The sequence below is a fragment of the Mycobacterium sp. 1274756.6 genome, assembly GCF_001668625.1.
In the GTDB taxonomy this organism is placed as follows: Bacteria; Actinomycetota; Actinomycetes; order Mycobacteriales; family Mycobacteriaceae; genus Mycobacterium.
Genome location: NZ_LZLJ01000064.1, coordinates 22,865 through 38,348, shown reverse-complemented (window position 1 = coordinate 38,348; position 15,484 = coordinate 22,865). Strand labels below are relative to the sequence as shown.

15 protein-coding genes are annotated in these 15,484 nt (G+C 72.7%); 5 read left to right on the top strand and 10 right to left on the bottom strand.

Annotated features, from left to right (window positions below; all coding sequences use genetic code 11):
- Genes A5643_RS09790 through A5643_RS09780 form a run of 3 tightly spaced genes read right to left on the bottom strand, consistent with a single transcriptional unit; the run spans position 1 to position 4,558 of the window.
- Complete coding sequence (locus A5643_RS09790) at positions 1-714, bottom strand: HNH endonuclease family protein (RefSeq protein WP_066854367.1); 714 nt, start codon at positions 712-714, stop codon at positions 1-3.
- Complete coding sequence (recG, locus tag A5643_RS09785) at positions 711-2,930, bottom strand: ATP-dependent DNA helicase RecG (RefSeq protein ID WP_066854365.1); 2,220 nt, start codon at positions 2,928-2,930, stop codon at positions 711-713. The genes A5643_RS09790 and recG overlap by 4 nt, the downstream gene beginning before the upstream one ends.
- Positions 2,930-4,558, bottom strand: a complete 1,629-nt coding sequence (locus A5643_RS09780; protein ID WP_066854363.1) for a DAK2 domain-containing protein — start codon at positions 4,556-4,558, stop codon at positions 2,930-2,932. Before A5643_RS09780 ends, recG begins: the two co-directional genes overlap by 1 nt.
- A gap of 218 nt (positions 4,559-4,776) precedes the next feature.
- On the opposite strand from A5643_RS09780, the gene rpmB reads away from it, so the two are divergent.
- On the top strand, positions 4,777-4,971 hold the full coding sequence (rpmB, locus tag A5643_RS09775) for a 50S ribosomal protein L28 (RefSeq protein WP_066854361.1): 195 nt from the start codon (positions 4,777-4,779) through the stop codon (positions 4,969-4,971).
- 40 nt (positions 4,972-5,011) lie between these two features.
- On the opposite strand, the gene A5643_RS09770 is transcribed toward rpmB, so the two are convergent.
- The 3 genes from A5643_RS09770 to A5643_RS09760 form a co-directional block, all read right to left on the bottom strand.
- Positions 5,012-5,692, bottom strand: coding sequence for a uracil-DNA glycosylase (locus tag A5643_RS09770; RefSeq protein ID WP_066854359.1), 681 nt, complete (start codon positions 5,690-5,692; stop codon positions 5,012-5,014).
- A gap of 152 nt (positions 5,693-5,844) precedes the next feature.
- Positions 5,845-6,273 carry a GNAT family N-acetyltransferase gene (locus A5643_RS09765; protein WP_066854357.1) on the bottom strand — a complete coding sequence of 143 codons (429 nt, stop codon included), beginning with the start codon at positions 6,271-6,273 and terminating at the stop codon, positions 5,845-5,847.
- A 26-nt stretch (positions 6,274-6,299) separates the two neighbouring features.
- On the bottom strand, positions 6,300-7,256 hold the full coding sequence (locus A5643_RS09760; RefSeq protein ID WP_286143651.1) for a thiamine-phosphate kinase: 957 nt from the start codon (positions 7,254-7,256) through the stop codon (positions 6,300-6,302).
- A gap of 87 nt (positions 7,257-7,343) precedes the next feature.
- On the opposite strand from A5643_RS09760, the gene A5643_RS09755 reads away from it, so the two are divergent.
- Positions 7,344-7,880, top strand: coding sequence for a DUF3515 domain-containing protein (locus A5643_RS09755; protein ID WP_066854355.1), 537 nt, complete (start codon positions 7,344-7,346; stop codon positions 7,878-7,880).
- Positions 7,881-7,887: 7 nt separating this feature from the next.
- On the opposite strand, the gene A5643_RS09750 is transcribed toward A5643_RS09755, so the two are convergent.
- Both A5643_RS09750 and A5643_RS09745 read right to left on the bottom strand, forming a co-directional pair.
- Entirely contained in the window at positions 7,888-8,991 is a 1,104-nt protein-coding gene (locus A5643_RS09750) for a D-alanine--D-alanine ligase family protein (protein WP_066854353.1), read from the bottom strand.
- 30 nt (positions 8,992-9,021) lie between these two features.
- Positions 9,022-9,999 (bottom strand): NAD(P)H-dependent glycerol-3-phosphate dehydrogenase, encoded by a 978-nt coding sequence (locus tag A5643_RS09745; protein WP_082948871.1) that lies wholly within the window; start codon positions 9,997-9,999, stop codon positions 9,022-9,024.
- A gap of 129 nt (positions 10,000-10,128) precedes the next feature.
- Here A5643_RS09745 and cofC point away from each other — a divergent pair, with 129 nt between their 5' ends.
- From cofC to mutT1, 3 genes are read left to right on the top strand one after another with little or no spacing between them, the layout of a single operon-like run.
- Positions 10,129-10,782 (top strand): 2-phospho-L-lactate guanylyltransferase, encoded by a 654-nt coding sequence (gene cofC, locus A5643_RS09740; protein WP_231995516.1) that lies wholly within the window; start codon positions 10,129-10,131, stop codon positions 10,780-10,782.
- Positions 10,783-10,794: 12 nt separating this feature from the next.
- The gene (locus A5643_RS09735) at positions 10,795-12,963 is read left to right on the top strand and encodes an RNA degradosome polyphosphate kinase (protein WP_066854346.1); all 2,169 of its coding nucleotides are present in this window, start codon (positions 10,795-10,797) and stop codon (positions 12,961-12,963) included.
- Positions 12,964-13,009: 46 nt separating this feature from the next.
- Positions 13,010-13,942, top strand: a complete 933-nt coding sequence (mutT1, locus tag A5643_RS09730) for an 8-oxo-(d)GTP phosphatase MutT1 (RefSeq protein ID WP_066854344.1) — start codon at positions 13,010-13,012, stop codon at positions 13,940-13,942.
- 68 nt (positions 13,943-14,010) lie between these two features.
- Here mutT1 and A5643_RS09725 read toward each other — a convergent pair whose 3' ends face one another.
- Complete coding sequence (locus A5643_RS09725; RefSeq protein WP_066854342.1) at positions 14,011-14,700, bottom strand: HU family DNA-binding protein; 690 nt, start codon at positions 14,698-14,700, stop codon at positions 14,011-14,013.
- 186 nt (positions 14,701-14,886) lie between these two features.
- On the bottom strand, positions 14,887-15,483 hold the full coding sequence (gene leuD / locus A5643_RS09720) for a 3-isopropylmalate dehydratase small subunit (RefSeq protein WP_066854341.1): 597 nt from the start codon (positions 15,481-15,483) through the stop codon (positions 14,887-14,889).
- Position 15,484: the final 1 nt, after the last annotated feature.

Here is a 15,484-nt window from a genome sequence, read left to right as displayed (position 1 = left end):
TCACCCGGTGGGGCAGGTCGCCGCCGCGGCCCGCAGCACCGGCACCGACGCCGCGTCGACCGGCAGGCCGTAGCCGCGCAGCACCGCGGCGAACTGGGTGGCGTACTGGCAGCCGAAGGCGGCGTTGGGCGGCATCCAGTCGGCCGGCGGGGAGTCGCCTTTGTCCTGGTTGGGGGCGCCGGCGACGGCCAGCAGGTTGGCCGGGTCGTTGGCGAACCGCAGCCGCTGCGCCGGCGGCCAGCCGTGGGCGCCCATGTCCCAGGCGTAGGCCAGCGGCACCAGGTGGTCGATCTGCACCGCCTCCCCGATCCCGGCGCCGCGGGTGAACGCCACCGTCACCCCGGTGTAGGGGTCGCGCAGGGTGCCGGTGGCCACCGCGTTCGGGCAGCGGCGGGTGCGCACGTGGGTGATGTCGGTCAGATCGCGGTTGAGGATGTCGTTGCGGGTGTCGCAGCCGTTGCGCCCGCCGGGGGCGTCGTTGTCGTCGTCCCAGGCCGCGCCGAAGGCGATCGTCCTGCGGTAGTCGGGCCGGTGCGGGCGGTGGGCCAGCACCGTGATCCCGGCCAGCACGTCGGTGCCCGGGGCGAGGACCGGCGCGCCGACGCTGGCCCGCTCCGCGCGCGCCGAAACCACCTGGTAGGCGACCAGCACCGCGACCGCGGTGAACAGGGCCAGCCACAGCAGACGCCGGCGGCCGGCGGCGCCGGTGGTCATGACTTGTCCAGGTATTCGATGGCGTCGGTGTCGGTGAACTGGGCGGCCAGCCGGGCCAGCCCGGGGTCGGCGGGGTCCTCGGCGTGGGCGTGCACGCAGAATCGGCGGGCCGCCTCGATCAGCTCGGCGTGCTCGGCCAGCGACAGCAGTTGCAAGGTGATGGCGCGCCCGGACTGGGTGCTGCCCAACACATCTCCTTCGCGCCGCTCCGCCAGGTCCAGCTCGGCGAGCCGGAAGCCGTCGACGGTGGCGGCGACCGCGTTGAGCCGGGCCCCCGAACGCGACGCCGGGGACGCCCAGGTGACCAGCAGGCAGAGGCTGGCGTGGGCGCCGCGCCCGATCCGCCCGCGCAGCTGGTGCAGCTGGCTGATGCCGAACCGGTCGGCGTCCAGCACCACCATCATGGTGGCGTTGGGCACATCCACGCCGACCTCGATCACCGTGGTGCACACCAGCACGTCGAGGTGGCCGGCGCGGAACGCCGCCATCACGGCGTCCTTCTCCTCGGTGCCCAGCCGGCCGTGCATGAGCCCGAGTCGCAGCCCGGCCAGCGGGCCGGCGCGCAGCCGGTCGTAGGCGCCCACCGCGGTGGCCGACGGCCGGGGCGCGTCCTCGCTGTCCTCGGCCGGGTCGGTCTCGTCGATGCGCGGCGCCACCACGTAGGCCTGCCGCCCGGCCGCGACCTCCTCGTTGATGCGCGCCCAGGCCCGGTCCAGCCAGGCGGGTTTGTCCTTGGCGAAGACCGTGGTGGTGGTGATCGGCTGGCGGCCGCGCGGCAGCTCGCGCAGCGTGGCGGTCTCCAGATCGCCGTAGACGGTCAGGGCTACCGTACGCGGGATCGGGGTGGCGGTCATGACCAGCAGATGCGGGGTGATGCCGTCGGGGGCTTTGGCGCGCAGTTGGTCGCGCTGCTCCACCCCGAACCGGTGCTGTTCGTCGATCACCACCAGGCCCAGCCGGTCGAACGTCACGGTGTCCTGCAGCAGCGCGTGGGTGCCCACCACGATGCCGGCCGTGCCGGCGGCGATCTCGGCGCGCACCTGCTTCTTCTGGGCGGCGGTCATCGATCCGGTGAGCAGCGCCACCCGGGTGGCGTCCTCGGCGCCGCCGAGCTGGCCGCCCAGCGCCAGCGGGCCCAGCACGTCGGTGATCGACCGGAGATGCTGGGCGGCAAGCACTTCGGTCGGGGCGAGCAGCGCGCACTGGTAGCCGGCGTCGACCAGCTGCAGCATGGCCAGCACGGCGACGATGGTCTTGCCCGAGCCGACCTCGCCTTGCAGCAGCCGGTTCATCGGCCGCGGCCCGGCCAGCTCGGATTCGAGGGTGTCGAGCACGGCGCGCTGCCCGGCGGTCAGCTCGAACGGCAACCGGTCGCGTAGCGCCGCCGTCAGCCCCGCGTCGGCCGGCGGGGCGGCGGGACCGGATTGGCCCAGCTCGCTGTGCCTGCGGGCCAGCAGCGCCCACTGCAGCCCGATGGCCTCGTCGAAGGCCAGCCGGTCGCGGGCGCGGCGGCGGGTGGCCTCGTCCTCGGCGAGGTGGACGGCACGCAGCGCCGCATCCTCGCTGATCAGGTCGTGCTCGGCGCGCAGCGGTTCGGGCAGCGGGTCGGGCACCGGGTCGAGGACCTCGAGCACCTGGCGCACGCAGGAGAAGATGTCCCAACTCTGCATCTTCGCGCTGGCCGGGTAGATCGGGTAGCAGGACCGCTCGAATTCGGCCTGGACCACCGCCCCGCTGACCGCCTGGGAGGCTTCGGCGATGCGGCGCAGCGAACGGCTGGCGGCCTTCGGGTCGTTGAGCACCAGAAAATCCGGGTGGGTCAGTTGCATGGCGCCGCGGTAGTAGCTGACCTCACCGGAGAGCATCACCCGGGTGCCCTTGGTGAGTTTGTCGGCGAGCCACTTCCGGGCGTGGAAGAAGGTGGCGCTCACCGCCTTCCGGCCGGTTCCGAGGGTGACCCGCAGGTATCTGTCCTTGGGCTTCTTGCTGTTGTACGGTGAGCGCCAGTCCGCGTAGCTGATGGTGTCGACGATCGTGATGTGTTGCCCGGCGGGTGGGCGCCCGTCGTCGGGGCCGCGCACCGGGCCGCCCCCGGTGTAGGTGCGCGGGTAGTGGCGCAGCAGGTCATCGACGGTGCGGATGTCGAAATACTCGGCGAGTTGTCGGGCGGCCTTGCCGCCGACGACGAAGTCGAGCCGGTCGGTCAGCTTCGCCATCACTCGACACCGATCAGCAGCGCGTCACCGCCGTGCCCGGTGTGGTAGACGGCCAGCTCGATGCCCGGATGGGCCTCGTGGACATGGGTTTTCAGCACCGCCGTCACCGGGTCCGCGTCGGCCCCGCCGGGTCCCGCGCCGTCGGCGCCGATCAGCACGGTCACCAGTTCACCGCCCGCGGCCAGCAGCAGGTCGATCAGCCCGGCGGCGGCGGTGACCACATCCGGCCCGACGATCAGCACCTCTCCCCCGGCGATGCCCAGCCCGTCGCCGGGGTTGCACGGCCCGGCCCAGGTCAGGGCGGCTTCGTTGGCCAGCGCCACCGAGCCGTAGCGGGTGGCGGCGGCCGCGCGGGTCATGGTGAAGCCGTCGTCGACGATCTGGCGGGCCGGGTCGTGCACCGCCAGGGCGGCCAGCCCCTGCACCATCGAGGCGGTCGGCAGCGGCACCACCTCGATGCCCCAGCCGGTGGCGGCGGTGCAGCCGGCCACCAACTCCTCGGCGGGCAGGTGGCCGTTGGGCAGCACCAGCACCTGCGCGGCGCCCGTGTCGACCATGGCGCGGAGCAGCTGCGCCGCGCTGATCGGCTCGGCCGCATCGACCGGCAGGATGCAGGCGCCCTCCGCGGCGAACAGCTCGGCGGCGCCGGCGCCGTCGACGACGGCCAGCACGGCGCGCTCCCGCGCCCAGCTGCCCCGCGGACGCGGGGTGAACAGCCCGGAGATGTGGATGCCGGACAGCCGGCCGACCGCCAGCCCGGCCTCCACCGCGGCCCCCGCGTCGTCGGTGTGCACGTGCACCGAGTGACCGTCGGCGCCGGCGGCGATCGCCACCGATTCGCCCAGCCGGGTCAGCCGGTGGCGCAGCGCCTCGACCCCGGCGGGCGGGCAGTCGTGCAGCAGGTACATCACCTCGAACTGCGGGCCCGGCGGGGCCGCGTCGGGTTCGGGCTGCGGGGGCGGCGCCGGCCGGTAGGCGGGGCGGGCCGGCACCAGCCCGGTGACGGTGGCGGTCATCGCGTCCAGCAGCACCAGCAGGCCGCGCCCGCCGGCGTCGACCACCCCGGCCTCGGTGAGCGCCTCGAGCTGGCCGGTGGTCTGGTCCAGGGCGGTCGCGGCGGCGTCCCCGGCGGCGGTGACCGCGTTGCCCGGCCCGCCGCCCGCCGCCGCGCTGCGCCGTACCGCGGCGGCGGCCGCCGCCAGCACCGACACCACGGTGCCGGGCACCTCCCGCCCGCCCATCGAGGCGATCGCCAGCTCCACCCCGCGCTGCAGCGCAGCACCCAACAGCTCCGCACCGATCTCGGCCGACGGTACGTCGGCCTCGGTGAGCACGTCGGCCAGGCCCCGCAGGATCTGGGAGAGGATCACCCCGGAGTTGCCGCGGGCGCCGTGCAGGGCGCCCACCGACAACGCGGTGGCGACCCGGGTCAGCTCCCCGGAGCCGGCGGCGGTGTTGGCTTCGGCCAGCGCCGAACGCATCGTGAACAGCATGTTGGTGCCGGTGTCGGAATCGGCGACCGGGAAGACGTTGAGCCGGTTGATCTCGTCGGTGTGGGTGATCAGGTCACCGACGGCGGTGTGTGCCCAGTCCCGTAACGCCACCGCGTCGAGCCCGCGTTCGGCCATGGCCGGTCCACCTCCTCGCCCCGTCGGTGGGCGCCAGCCTAGCCAGCGGCGCCGACAGAACCGCCCGCCAGGCCCGCCCGGTGTGGATGGTTTTGGCCATTGCCGCCGGGGCCGCTATTCTGGTCGGGTTGTCGGGCCACCCTGCGGGTCGTTGGCCCGGCGACGCAGGAGACCGGGCATGCACCACCGCCCCAAGCAGACGTTTCGAGGAGTTCACCATGGCTGCCGTGTGCGATATCTGTAGCAAAGGCCCCGGCTTCGGCAAGTCGGTGTCGCACTCGCACCGGCGGCACAGCCGGCGCTGGAACCCCAACATCCAGACCGTGCGCGCCGTGACCCGCCCGGGCGGCAACAAGCAGCGGATCAACGTCTGCACCTCCTGCCTCAAGGCCGGCAAGGTCGCCCGCGGCTGACCCGCCGCCCTCGGGCACACGACGCCACCCCGACCACCGGCTAGGGCAGCCGCCAGTCGACCGGTTCGGCGCCCATCGCGGTGAGCAGGTCGTTGGCCCGGCTGAACGGCCGGGAGCCGAAGAACCCGCGGGACGCCGACAGCGGCGAGGGGTGCGGCGACTCGATCACCGCGGCATCGGCGCCCAGCATCGGTTTGAGGCCGGCGGCGTCCCGGCCCCACAGGATCGCCACCATCGGCTGCCCCCGGCCGGCCAGGGCCCGGATCGCGCACTCGGTGACCGCCTCCCAGCCCTTGCCGCGATGCGAGGCGGGGCTGCCCGGGGCCACGGTGAGCACCCGGTTGAGCAGCAGCACCCCGCGCTGCGCCCACGGTGTGAGGTCGCCGCAGGACGGTTCGGGGTGGCCCAGGTCGGCGCGGTACTCGGCGAAGATGTTGGCCAGGCTGCGCGGCAGCGGGCGCACGTCGGAGGCCACCGAGAAACTCAAACCCACCGCGTGGCCCGGGGTCGGATAGGGATCCTGGCCCACGATGAGCACCCGCACCCCGTCGAACGGGGCGCTGAACGCCCGCAACACATTCCGCCCCTCCGGCAGGTAGCGCCGGCCGGCGCCGATCTCGTCGCGCAGGAACCGTCCCATGGTGGCGACCTGCTCGGCCACCGGCTCCAGCGCCTGCGCCCAGCCCGGCTCGACGAGTTCGCGCAGGGGGCGGGCGGTCACCGCGCTGCCCTTTGAAAGCCCTGGCGCGCCAACCGATTTCCGGGGAAGGTTCGCGCTGTCGGGAGGCATCGGTGCGACGCGCGCAGACGACTCGGGTGCCCCATGGTCAGCAGAGGGTACCGGGGCCGGGCCGCGCGTCCCGCCGCGGGTGCTCACCGGACGTGCGGCAGCCGCGACGCCCGTTCCAGGAACGTGCCGTCCGGGGCGGCGAAGCCCAGCGGCTCATACAGGGTGTGGGCGTCGACGGTGTGCAGCATCCACCGGAAGTCGCGGCCAGGGCCGTCGTCGATCATGGCGCGCACCAACCGCCGGCCGATGCCGCGTCCGCGCTGCTCGCGATGGACGTACACGTCGGCGAGATAGGCCATCGCCGCGTCGTCGGAGAAGGCCCGGCAGAACCCCACCATCTGCCCGTCGGCGACGCGGTAGGCGCCGACGAGCCGCCAGGCGACATCGAGTTGCCGGTCGAACATCGCCCGGGTGCGGTACTTCGCCCAGTAGGTGTGCTCGATCAGTTCCTGCCACAGCCAGTCCCGGTCCACCCGGTCGGCCGCGGCGGAGAACTCGACGTCATCGGCCATGCCGTGCCTCCTTTCCCGCACCGCGGTCACCGCGGCACATCGAACGACTGCCAGCCCCTCGCGGCGGGTACGGCGCCGTCGACCAGCACCCGCCCCGCCCCGGCGCGCACCCGCCCGATCGCGCGCCAGCCGGCGGGCAGCGCCCCGTCGAACACCGCCACCAGGGCGTGGTCCTCACCGCCGCCCAGCACCCAGTCGTCCGGGTCGGCGCCGACGGCCGCGGCCGCCGAGGCCAGCGCGTCGCGGTCGGCGGCCAGCGCGTCCGCGGCGAGGTCGATGTCGACCCCGGAGGCGACCGCGATGTGGCCGAGGTCGGCGATCAGCCCGTCGGAGACGTCGGTCATCGCCAGCGCGCCCGCCGCGGCGGCGGCCGGGCCCTGCCCGTAGGGCGGTTGCGGCGCCAGATGACGGCGGCGCAGCTCATCGAAGCCGTCGACGCCGTTGTCCCACACCGCATATCCGGCCGCCGAGCGGCCCAGCTCGCCGCTCACCGCCACCACCGCGCCCGGGCGGGCCCCGGACCGCAGCACCGGCGGGCGCCCGTCCAACTCCCCCAGCGCGGTCACCGCGACCACCCAGGTGTCGGCCTGCACCAGATCGCCGCCGACGATCCCGGCGCCCAGCTGCTGCGCCTCGGCCCACATGCCGTCGGCCAGCGCCGTCACCTGCTGCACCGGGGTGTGCGCGGGGGCGGCGAAGCCCACCACGAACGCGGTGGGTCGCGCGCCCATCGCCTCGATGTCGGCGGCGTTCTGCGCGATCGCCTTGCGGCCCACCTGGTGCGGGCTCGCCCAGTCCAACCGGAAGTGCCGCCCGGCCACCAGCAGGTCGGTGCTGACCACGGTGCGCCGGTCGCCGGCGGCCACCACCGCGGCGTCGTCGCCCGGCCCCAGCAGCGTGCTCGCGGGCTGGTGGCGCCCGGCCACCAGCCGCTCGATCATGGGAAACTCGCCCAGTTGACCCAGCGTGGGCTGCTCGCTCACGTCGGCTCCTCCCGCGGCCGGTAGGTTCGGTGCCGCCGCCGTGGGCGGACAGTTGTGCAGTGTAGGCCCGAGTGGAAGGGGCACCGGATGGACGAGGCCGACGGCCCGCCGCGCTGGTCGCTGATCGCCGCGCTGGTGGTGGCGATCGCCGCGGTCGTGGTGGTGCTGGTGCTCGCGGCCACCCGGCATGCCCCGGCCGCGCCGGTGGTGCTGGCCGCGGTGCCCGCACCGCAGGCCGACGGGCCGCAGTGCGCGGCGCTGCTGGCGGCGCTGCCCGAGCACCTCGGCGACTTCACCCGCGCCGAACTGGCCGAACCGGCCCCGGCGGGGGCCGCCGCCTGGCGCCGCGACCGGGGCGGCGAGCCCGGCGACCCGGTGGTGCTGCGCTGCGGGCTCGAGCGCCCGCCGGAGTTCGTCGTCGGCGCCCCCCTGCAACAGGTCGACGCGGTGCAGTGGTTCGCGGTGCGCGCCGATGACCGCACCACCTGGTTCGCGGTGGACCGGCCGGTGTATGTCGCGCTGACGTTGCCGGCCGGCTCGGGCCCCGACCCCATCCAGCAGGTGTCGGCGGCGATCAGCGCCGCGGTGGCCGCCACCCCGATCGATCCGGCGCCGGTGGGCTGAGCGGCGCTCAGCGCAGCCCGGTGCCGCGGGCCAGCGCGGTCTGCACCATGGTGGCCAGCAGGGTCGGATAGTCCACCCCGCTGGCCGCCCACATCTGCGGGTACATCGAGATCGTGGTGAACCCGGGCATCGTGTTGATCTCGTTGACCAGCGGCCCCTCGTCGGTGAGGAAGAAGTCCACCCGCGCCAGCCCCTGGCAGTCGATGGCGCGGAAGGCCCGCACCGCCAGGTCGCGCAGCGCCGCGGCGGTCTCGGCGTCCACCCGGGCCGGCACGTCGAGTTCAGCGGCGTTGTCGAGGTATTTGGTGGTGAAGTCGTAGAAGGCGTCCTGGTCGCCGCAGACCTCGGTGACCCGGATCTCGCCGAGTTCGCTGGCGCGCACCGCGCCGTCGGGAAACTCCAGCACACCGCATTCCAGTTCGCGGCCGGTCACGGCGGCTTCCACGATGACCTTCGGGTCGTGGCGGCGCGCCTCGTCGATCGCCGCGGGCAGTTCGGCCCAGCTCGCCACCCGGCTCACCCCGATCGAGGAGCCGCCGCGGGCCGGTTTGACGAACACCGGCAGGCCCAGCCGGTCCCGCTCCGCGTCGGGCAGCGTCGGCTGGCCGGGCCGCAACACGGTGTAGGCGCCGATCGGCAGCCCTTCGGCGGCGAGCAGTTTCTTGGTGAACTCCTTGTCCATGCCCGCGGCGCTGGCCAGCACGCCGGCGCCGACGTAGGGCACCCCGGCGAGCTCCAGCAGGCCCTGGATGGTGCCGTCCTCGCCGTAGGGGCCGTGCAGCACCGGGAACACCACGTCGACGCTGGTGAGCACCTCCCCGGCGGCGCTGTTCAGCGCGACCAGCTGGCCGGCCCGGCGCGGGTCGGCCGGCAGCGCGAGCTCGGCGCCGGCCGCGGTGGTCACCGCGGGCAGCCGCCGGTCGGTGATGGCCAGCGCCGCCGGGTCGCCGTCGGTGAGCACCCAGGTGCCGTCGCGGGTGATGCCGACCGCGATCGCTTCGAAGCGCTGCGGGTCGAGGTTGCGCAGGATGCTGCCCGCCGACACACAGGAGATGGCGTGTTCGCTGCTGCGGCCGCCGAACACCACGGCGACCCGGACCCGGTCGTTCACAACCTAGAGAGGCTACCTGTGGCCGGTGCGCTACTCCGGTTTGGTGCGCCGCCCGGCCAGCAGCGCCATCGCGTCGTCGACGGACAGGCCCTGGTGGCAGACCCGGTAGACCGCGTCGGTCAGCGGCATCTCCACGTCGTAGCTGCCGGCCAGGGCCAGCACCGACTCGCACGACATCACCCCTTCGACCAGGGTGCCGGTCTGCGCCCGCGCCTGCGCGACGCTGGTGCCGCGGCCCAGCCGCTCCCCGAACGAGCGGTTCCGCGACTGCGGCGAGGTGCAGGTGGCCACCAGATCGCCCACCCCGGCCAGCCCGGCCAGGGTTTCGGCCTTGGCGCCCAACGCCACCCCCAGCCGGGTGATCTCGGCCAGGCCGCGGGTGATGATCGCGGCGGCGGTGTTCTCCCCCATGCCGGCGCCGGCGGCGATGCCGCAGGCCAGCGCGATGACGTTCTTGCAGGCGCCGCCGATCTCGGTGCCGGTGACGTCGGTGTTGGTGTAGGGGCGGAAGTAACCGGTGGCCAGCTTGCGCTGCAGCGCCACCGCCCGCGCCGAATCGCTGCAGGCGATGACGGTGGCCGCCATCTGCCGGTGGGCGATCTCGTTGGCCAGGTTCGGTCCGGACAGCACCGCGACCTGCTCGGCGGCCACCCCGGTCACCGAGGTGATGACCTGGCTCATCCGCATCAGGGTGCCCAGCTCGATGCCCTTGGCCAGGCTGACCATCGTGACGTCGGGCGCCAGCAGCGCCACCCAGCGCTGCAGGTTCTCCCGCAACGCCTGGGCGGGCACCCCCAGCAGCACGGTGGTGGTGCCGGTCAGGGCCTCGGCCGGGTCGGCGGTGGCGCGGATGCCGGCCGGCAACTGCACCTCGGGCAGGTAGCGGCTGTTGCACCCGGTGCGGTTGATCTCCTCGGCGAGCCGGGGTTCGCGGGCCCAGACCACCACCTCGGTGCCGGCTTCCACCAGCACCTTGGCCAGGGCGGTGCCCCAGGCGCCCGCCCCCATCACCGCGACGGCGCCGTCGGTTTCGGCCATCGGTCCTCCTTCACCTCGGGTTCGCCCCGGCGATCTTCACCCTAGCGAGCGCCCGATGACCGCTCTGCCGGCCCGACCGGGGCTGGCAGGATGTGGCGCGTGGGCAGCCAGGCCGCGACCGGGATCGGTCTGATCATCGCCGTCAAACGGCTGGCGGCCGCCAAGACCCGGCTGGCCGCGGCGCTGCCCGACCGCACCCGCGCGGCCCTGGTGCTGGCGATGCTGGCCGACACGTTGGCCGCCGCCGGCGCGGTGCCGGAGCTGGGTCCGGTGCTGGTGGTGACCCCCGACGAGGCGGCCGCGGAAACCGCCCGCCGGTGCGGCGCCCGGGTGCTGGCCGATCCCACTCCCGGCGGTCATCCCGACCCGCTCAACGCGGCGATCGGGCACGGCGAGCGGGCGCTGGCCGCCTCGACATCGGGTCTGGCTGTGCTGCAAGGGGATCTGCCCACGCTGCGGGCGGCGGAGTTGGCCGCGGCGGTGGCGGCCGCCCGCGGTCATCCGCGCAGTTTCGTGCCCGACCGGCAGGCGACGGGCACCGCGGCGCTGTTCGCGTTCGGCACCGCGCTGGCCCCGCGGTTCGGGCCGGATTCGGCGGCCGGGCACCGCCGCTCCGGCGCCGTGGAGCTGGCCGGGGGGTGGCCGGGGCTGCGCTGCGACATCGACACCCCCGAGGACCTGGCGGCGGCGCGCGAGTTGGGGTTGGGCGCCGAGACCGCCCGGGTGCTGGCCCGATCCGGCGGGCAGCGGTAGCACCCGGCGCCGGTGTTGGGGGATGATCGCAGGGTGACCGACACCGAACCCCGCACCGACCCCCGCCCGCCGGCACCGGGGGCGCCGCCTGCGGCCACCATCCCGACGGTCGTCGACGCCCTGCCGGAGGACCGCTACCTCAACCGGGAGCTCAGCTGGCTGGATTTCAACCAGCGGGTGCTGGCGCTGGCCGCCGACACCTCGCTGCCGCTGCTGGAACGGTTGAAGTTCCTGGCGATCTTCGCCTCCAACCTCGACGAGTTCTACATGGTGCGGGTCGCCGGGCTCAAACGCCGCCACGAGATGGGGTTGTCGGTGCGGTCGGCCGACGGGTTGACCCCGCGGGAGCAGTTGCGCCGGATCGCCGAACGCTCCCAGCAGAACGCCACCCAGCACGCCCGGGTGTTCCTCGACTCGGTGCGCCCGGCGCTGGCCGAGGAGAACATCCACGTCGTCACCTGGACCGATCTCGGTAAGGCCGAACGCAAACGGCTGTCCACCTATTTTCAGGAGCAGGTCTTCCCGGTGTTGACCCCGTTGGCGGTGGACCCGGCGCACCCGTTCCCGTTCGTCAGCGGGCTGAGCCTGAACCTGGCGGTCACGGTGAAGACGCCCGACGACGGCGGGCAGCACTTCGCCCGGATCAAGGTGCCCGACAACGTCGACCGGTTCATCGAGCTCAGTGCGCCCGACGGGGAGCCGGACGGCCCCGCGGTGGTGCGCTTCCTGCCGATGGAGGAGCTCATCGCGGCGTTCCTGCCGGAGCTGTTCCCCGGCATGGAGATCGTCGAGCATCACGTCTTCCGGATCACCCGCAACGCCGATTTCGAGGTCGAGGAGGACCGCGACGAGGACCTGCTGCAGGCGCTGGAGCGGGAACTGGCCCGCCGCCGGTTCGGTTCGCCAGTGCGCCTGGAGGTCTCCGACGACATGACCGACAACATGTTGGAGCTGCTGCTGCGCGAACTGTCGGTCGACCCCGGCGACGTGATCAATGTGCCGGGACTGCTGGATCTTTCCGCGCTGTGGCAGATCTACGCGGTGGACCGCCCGGATCTCAAGGATCCGGCGTTCGTGCCGGCGACCCATCCGGCGTTCGCCGAGCGCGAGACCCCCAAGAGCATCTTCGCCACCCTGCGGGAAGGCGATGTGCTGGTGCACCACCCCTACGACTCGTTCTCCACCAGCGTGCAGCGGTTCATCGAGCAGGCGGCCGCCGACCCGAACGTGTTGGCGATCAAGCAGACGCTCTACCGCACCTCGGGGGACTCGCCGCTGGTGCGCGCGCTGATCGACGCCGCCGAGGCGGGCAAGCAGGTGGTGACCCTGGTGGAGATCAAGGCCCGCTTCGACGAGCAGGCCAACATCAAGTGGGCGCGCGCGCTGGAGCAGGCCGGGGTGCACGTCGTCTACGGCCTGGTGGGGCTCAAAACACATTGCAAGACCGCGCTCGTCGTGCGCCGGGAGGGTTCGGTGATCCGACGCTACTGCCATATCGGCACCGGCAACTACAACAGCAAGACCGCGCGGCTGTACGAGGATGTCGGTCTGCTCACCGCCGACCCGGACATCGGTGCGGATCTGACCGACCTGTTCAACTCGCTGACCGGGTACTCGCGCAACGTGTCCTACCGCAACCTTCTGGTGGCGCCCAGCGGGATTCGGGTGGGCATCATCGAGCGGATCGCCGCCGAGGTCGCCGAGCACCTCGAACACGGCGGCGGGCGGATCCGGATCAAGGCCAACGCGCTGGTCGACGAGCAGGTGATCGATGCGCTCTACCGGGCGTCGCAGGCCGGGGTGCCGGTCGAGATCGTGGTGCGCGGCATCTGCGCGTTGCGCCCGGGGGTGGCGGGTTTTTCGGAGAACATCGTCGCCCGCTCAATTCTCGGCCGCTTCCTGGAGCATTCGCGGATGTTCCATTTCCAGGCGATCGACGAGTTCTGGATCGGCAGCGCCGACATGATGCACCGCAACCTGGATCGCCGGGTGGAGGTGATGGTTCAGGTCAAGGACCCCCGCCTGGTGGATCAGCTCTGCGAGGTGTTCGACTCGGCGCTGGACCCCGGGACCCGGTGCTGGGAGCTGGATTCCGACGGCCGGTGGACGGCCTACCCGCGCGACGGGCGCAGTGTCCGCGACCACCAGGTGGCGCTGATGGAGAGCCGACGCACGCCCTGACGGTCCCGCCGGATTCGTTTCTACCGCCCGCAACCCAGGAGACACGGTGCCCAAACAGACCCGGCCGGACAAGCTCGTGTGCGCGGCCGGTGCCGTGCTGTGGCGCCGTCGCGGCGACACGATCGAGGTCGCGCTGGTCCACCGGCCCCGCTACGACGACTGGTCGCTGCCCAAGGGCAAGGTCGACCCGGGCGAGGTCGAGGCGGTGACCGCGGTGCGCGAACTGCTGGAGGAGACCGGCCAGCACGCCGAGCTGGGCCGCTTTCTGACCACGGTGACCTACCCGCTGAGCCGCGCGACCAAACGGGTGCGGTACTGGTCGGCGCGCGCCACCGGCGGGACCTTCGTGCCCAATACCGAGGTGGACGAGCTGGTCTGGCTGGCCGCGCCCGCGGCGCTGGACCGGTTGGGCTACACCACCGACCGGAAAGTGTTGCGCGCGTTCCTCAAGCAGCCGGCGGACACCCGGACCGTGCTGATCGTGCGGCACGGCACCGCCGGTAGCCGCCGACGCTTCGCCGGGGATGACACGCTGCGTCCGTTGGACACGAACGGTCGCGCCCAGGCCGCGGCGCTCGTCGAGTTGCTGTGCGCCTTCGGGGCCACCGACGTCTTCGCCGCCGACCGGGTGCGGTGCCGGCAGACGGTGGCGCCGCTGGCCGAGCGGTTGGGGGTGCCGATCGGTACCGAGCCGTTGTTGACCGAGGAGGCTTATGCCGGCGATCCGCGGCGGTCACGTCGCCGAGTTCTGCAGATCGCCGGCGTGCGCGACGGCGCCGACGCGGCCGGTACGCCGGTGATCTGCACGCAGGGCAAGGTGATCCCCGACCTGATCGACTGGTGGTGCACGCGGGACGGAGTGCGGCCGCGCAACACCGGTAACCGTAAGGGCAGCACCTGGGTGCTGTCGCTGGCAGCAGATCGGTTGGTGGCCGCCGATCACCTGCCCAGTGCGCTGGCGCCCGACGTGGCGGGTTAGTTCCCGAAGACGGTGATGCGCCGCCGGCGAGTCGGCCGGCGGCGCATCAGCGCTCGCGTCGGGTCGAGCTATTTGCGGCCGCGGCGGGCCGTGGTCTTCTTCGCCGCGGTCTTCTTCGCGGTGGTCTTCTTCGCGGTGGTCTTCTTGGCCGGCGCCTTCTTCGCCGTGGTCTTGGTGGCGGCCTTCTTCGCGGTGGTCTTCTTGGTCGCGGTCTTGGCCGGCGCCCGCTTGGTCGCGGTCTTCTTCGCCGCGGTGGTCTTCTTCGCCGCGGTCTTGGCCGGCGCCTTCTTCGCCGTGGTCTTCTTGGCCGCGGTGGTCTTCTTCGCCGCCGCCTTGGTGGCGGTGGTCTTCTTGGCCGCCGTCTTCTTGGCCGCGGTCTTCTTCGCCGCGGTCTTCTTGGCCGCGGTCTTCTTGGCGGGCTTGGCCGTTGTCGCCGAGGCCGCACCGCGTTTCACGGCCGGGCCGGAGGCCGGGAGCTTCTGCGAGCCCGAGACGACCGCCTTGAACTGGGCGCCGGGCCGGAACGCCGGGACCGAGGTGGGCTTGACCTTCACGGTTTCGCCGGTGCGCGGGTTACGGGCGACCCGGGCTGCGCGACGGCGCTTCTCGAACACACCGAAGCCGGTGATCGTGACGCTCTCGCCCTTGTGGACGGCCCGCACAATGGTGTCGACCACGTGCTCCACCGCCGCGGTCGCCTGCTTGCGATCGGTGCCCATCTTCTCGGTCAGGGCGTCGATCAGCTCTGCTTTGTTCATCCAGTCCTCCGAAATCAGTGGCCCGGTTTGGACCGACTGGGGACACGGTAAACCCTGTTCCGGTTGATTTCCAAGAGCCACGCGCAGTTTCAGCAAAGAATGTCGTGGGCTCCGGCGGCGGGGTTCCCGCGCTTTACCGCGGGTGTGGACGGAATCAGCAAAGCCGCACAGCGGCTTCGGGTGGGCTCAGCCGGTGGCCAGGGTGCGTGGTTTCCACGCCGGCCGGCTCGCCTCGAATTCCTCGATTTTGTCGAGTTTCCGCAGCGTAAGGCCGATATCGTCGAGACCCTCCAGCAGCCGCCAGGCGGTGTAGTCGTCAATTCTGAACGGCAGCACGGCGGTACCGGCGCTGACGGTTCGATCCTGAAGATTGACAGTGACTTCCAGACCCGGCTGCTGCTCGATGAGTTTCCAGAGCAGTTCGACGCCGTCCTGGTCGACTTCGGCGGCCAGCAGGCCGGATTTCCCGGCGTTGCCGCGGAAGATGTCGGCGAACCGGGACGAGATGACGGCCCGGAATCCGTAGTCCATCAGCGCCCAGACCGCGTGCTCCCGCGAGGATCCGGTGCCGAAGTCCGGCCCGGCGACCAGGACCGAGCCCTTGTCGAACGGGCTAAGGTTGAGGATGAACGACGGGTCGTTGCGCCAGACGGCGAACAGGCCGTCGTCGAAACCGGTGCGGGTCACCCGTTTCAGGTACTCGGCCGGGATGATCTGGTCGGTGTCGACGTTGGACCGGCGCAGCGGGACGCCGATGCCGGTGTGGGTGCGGAAGGCTTCCATC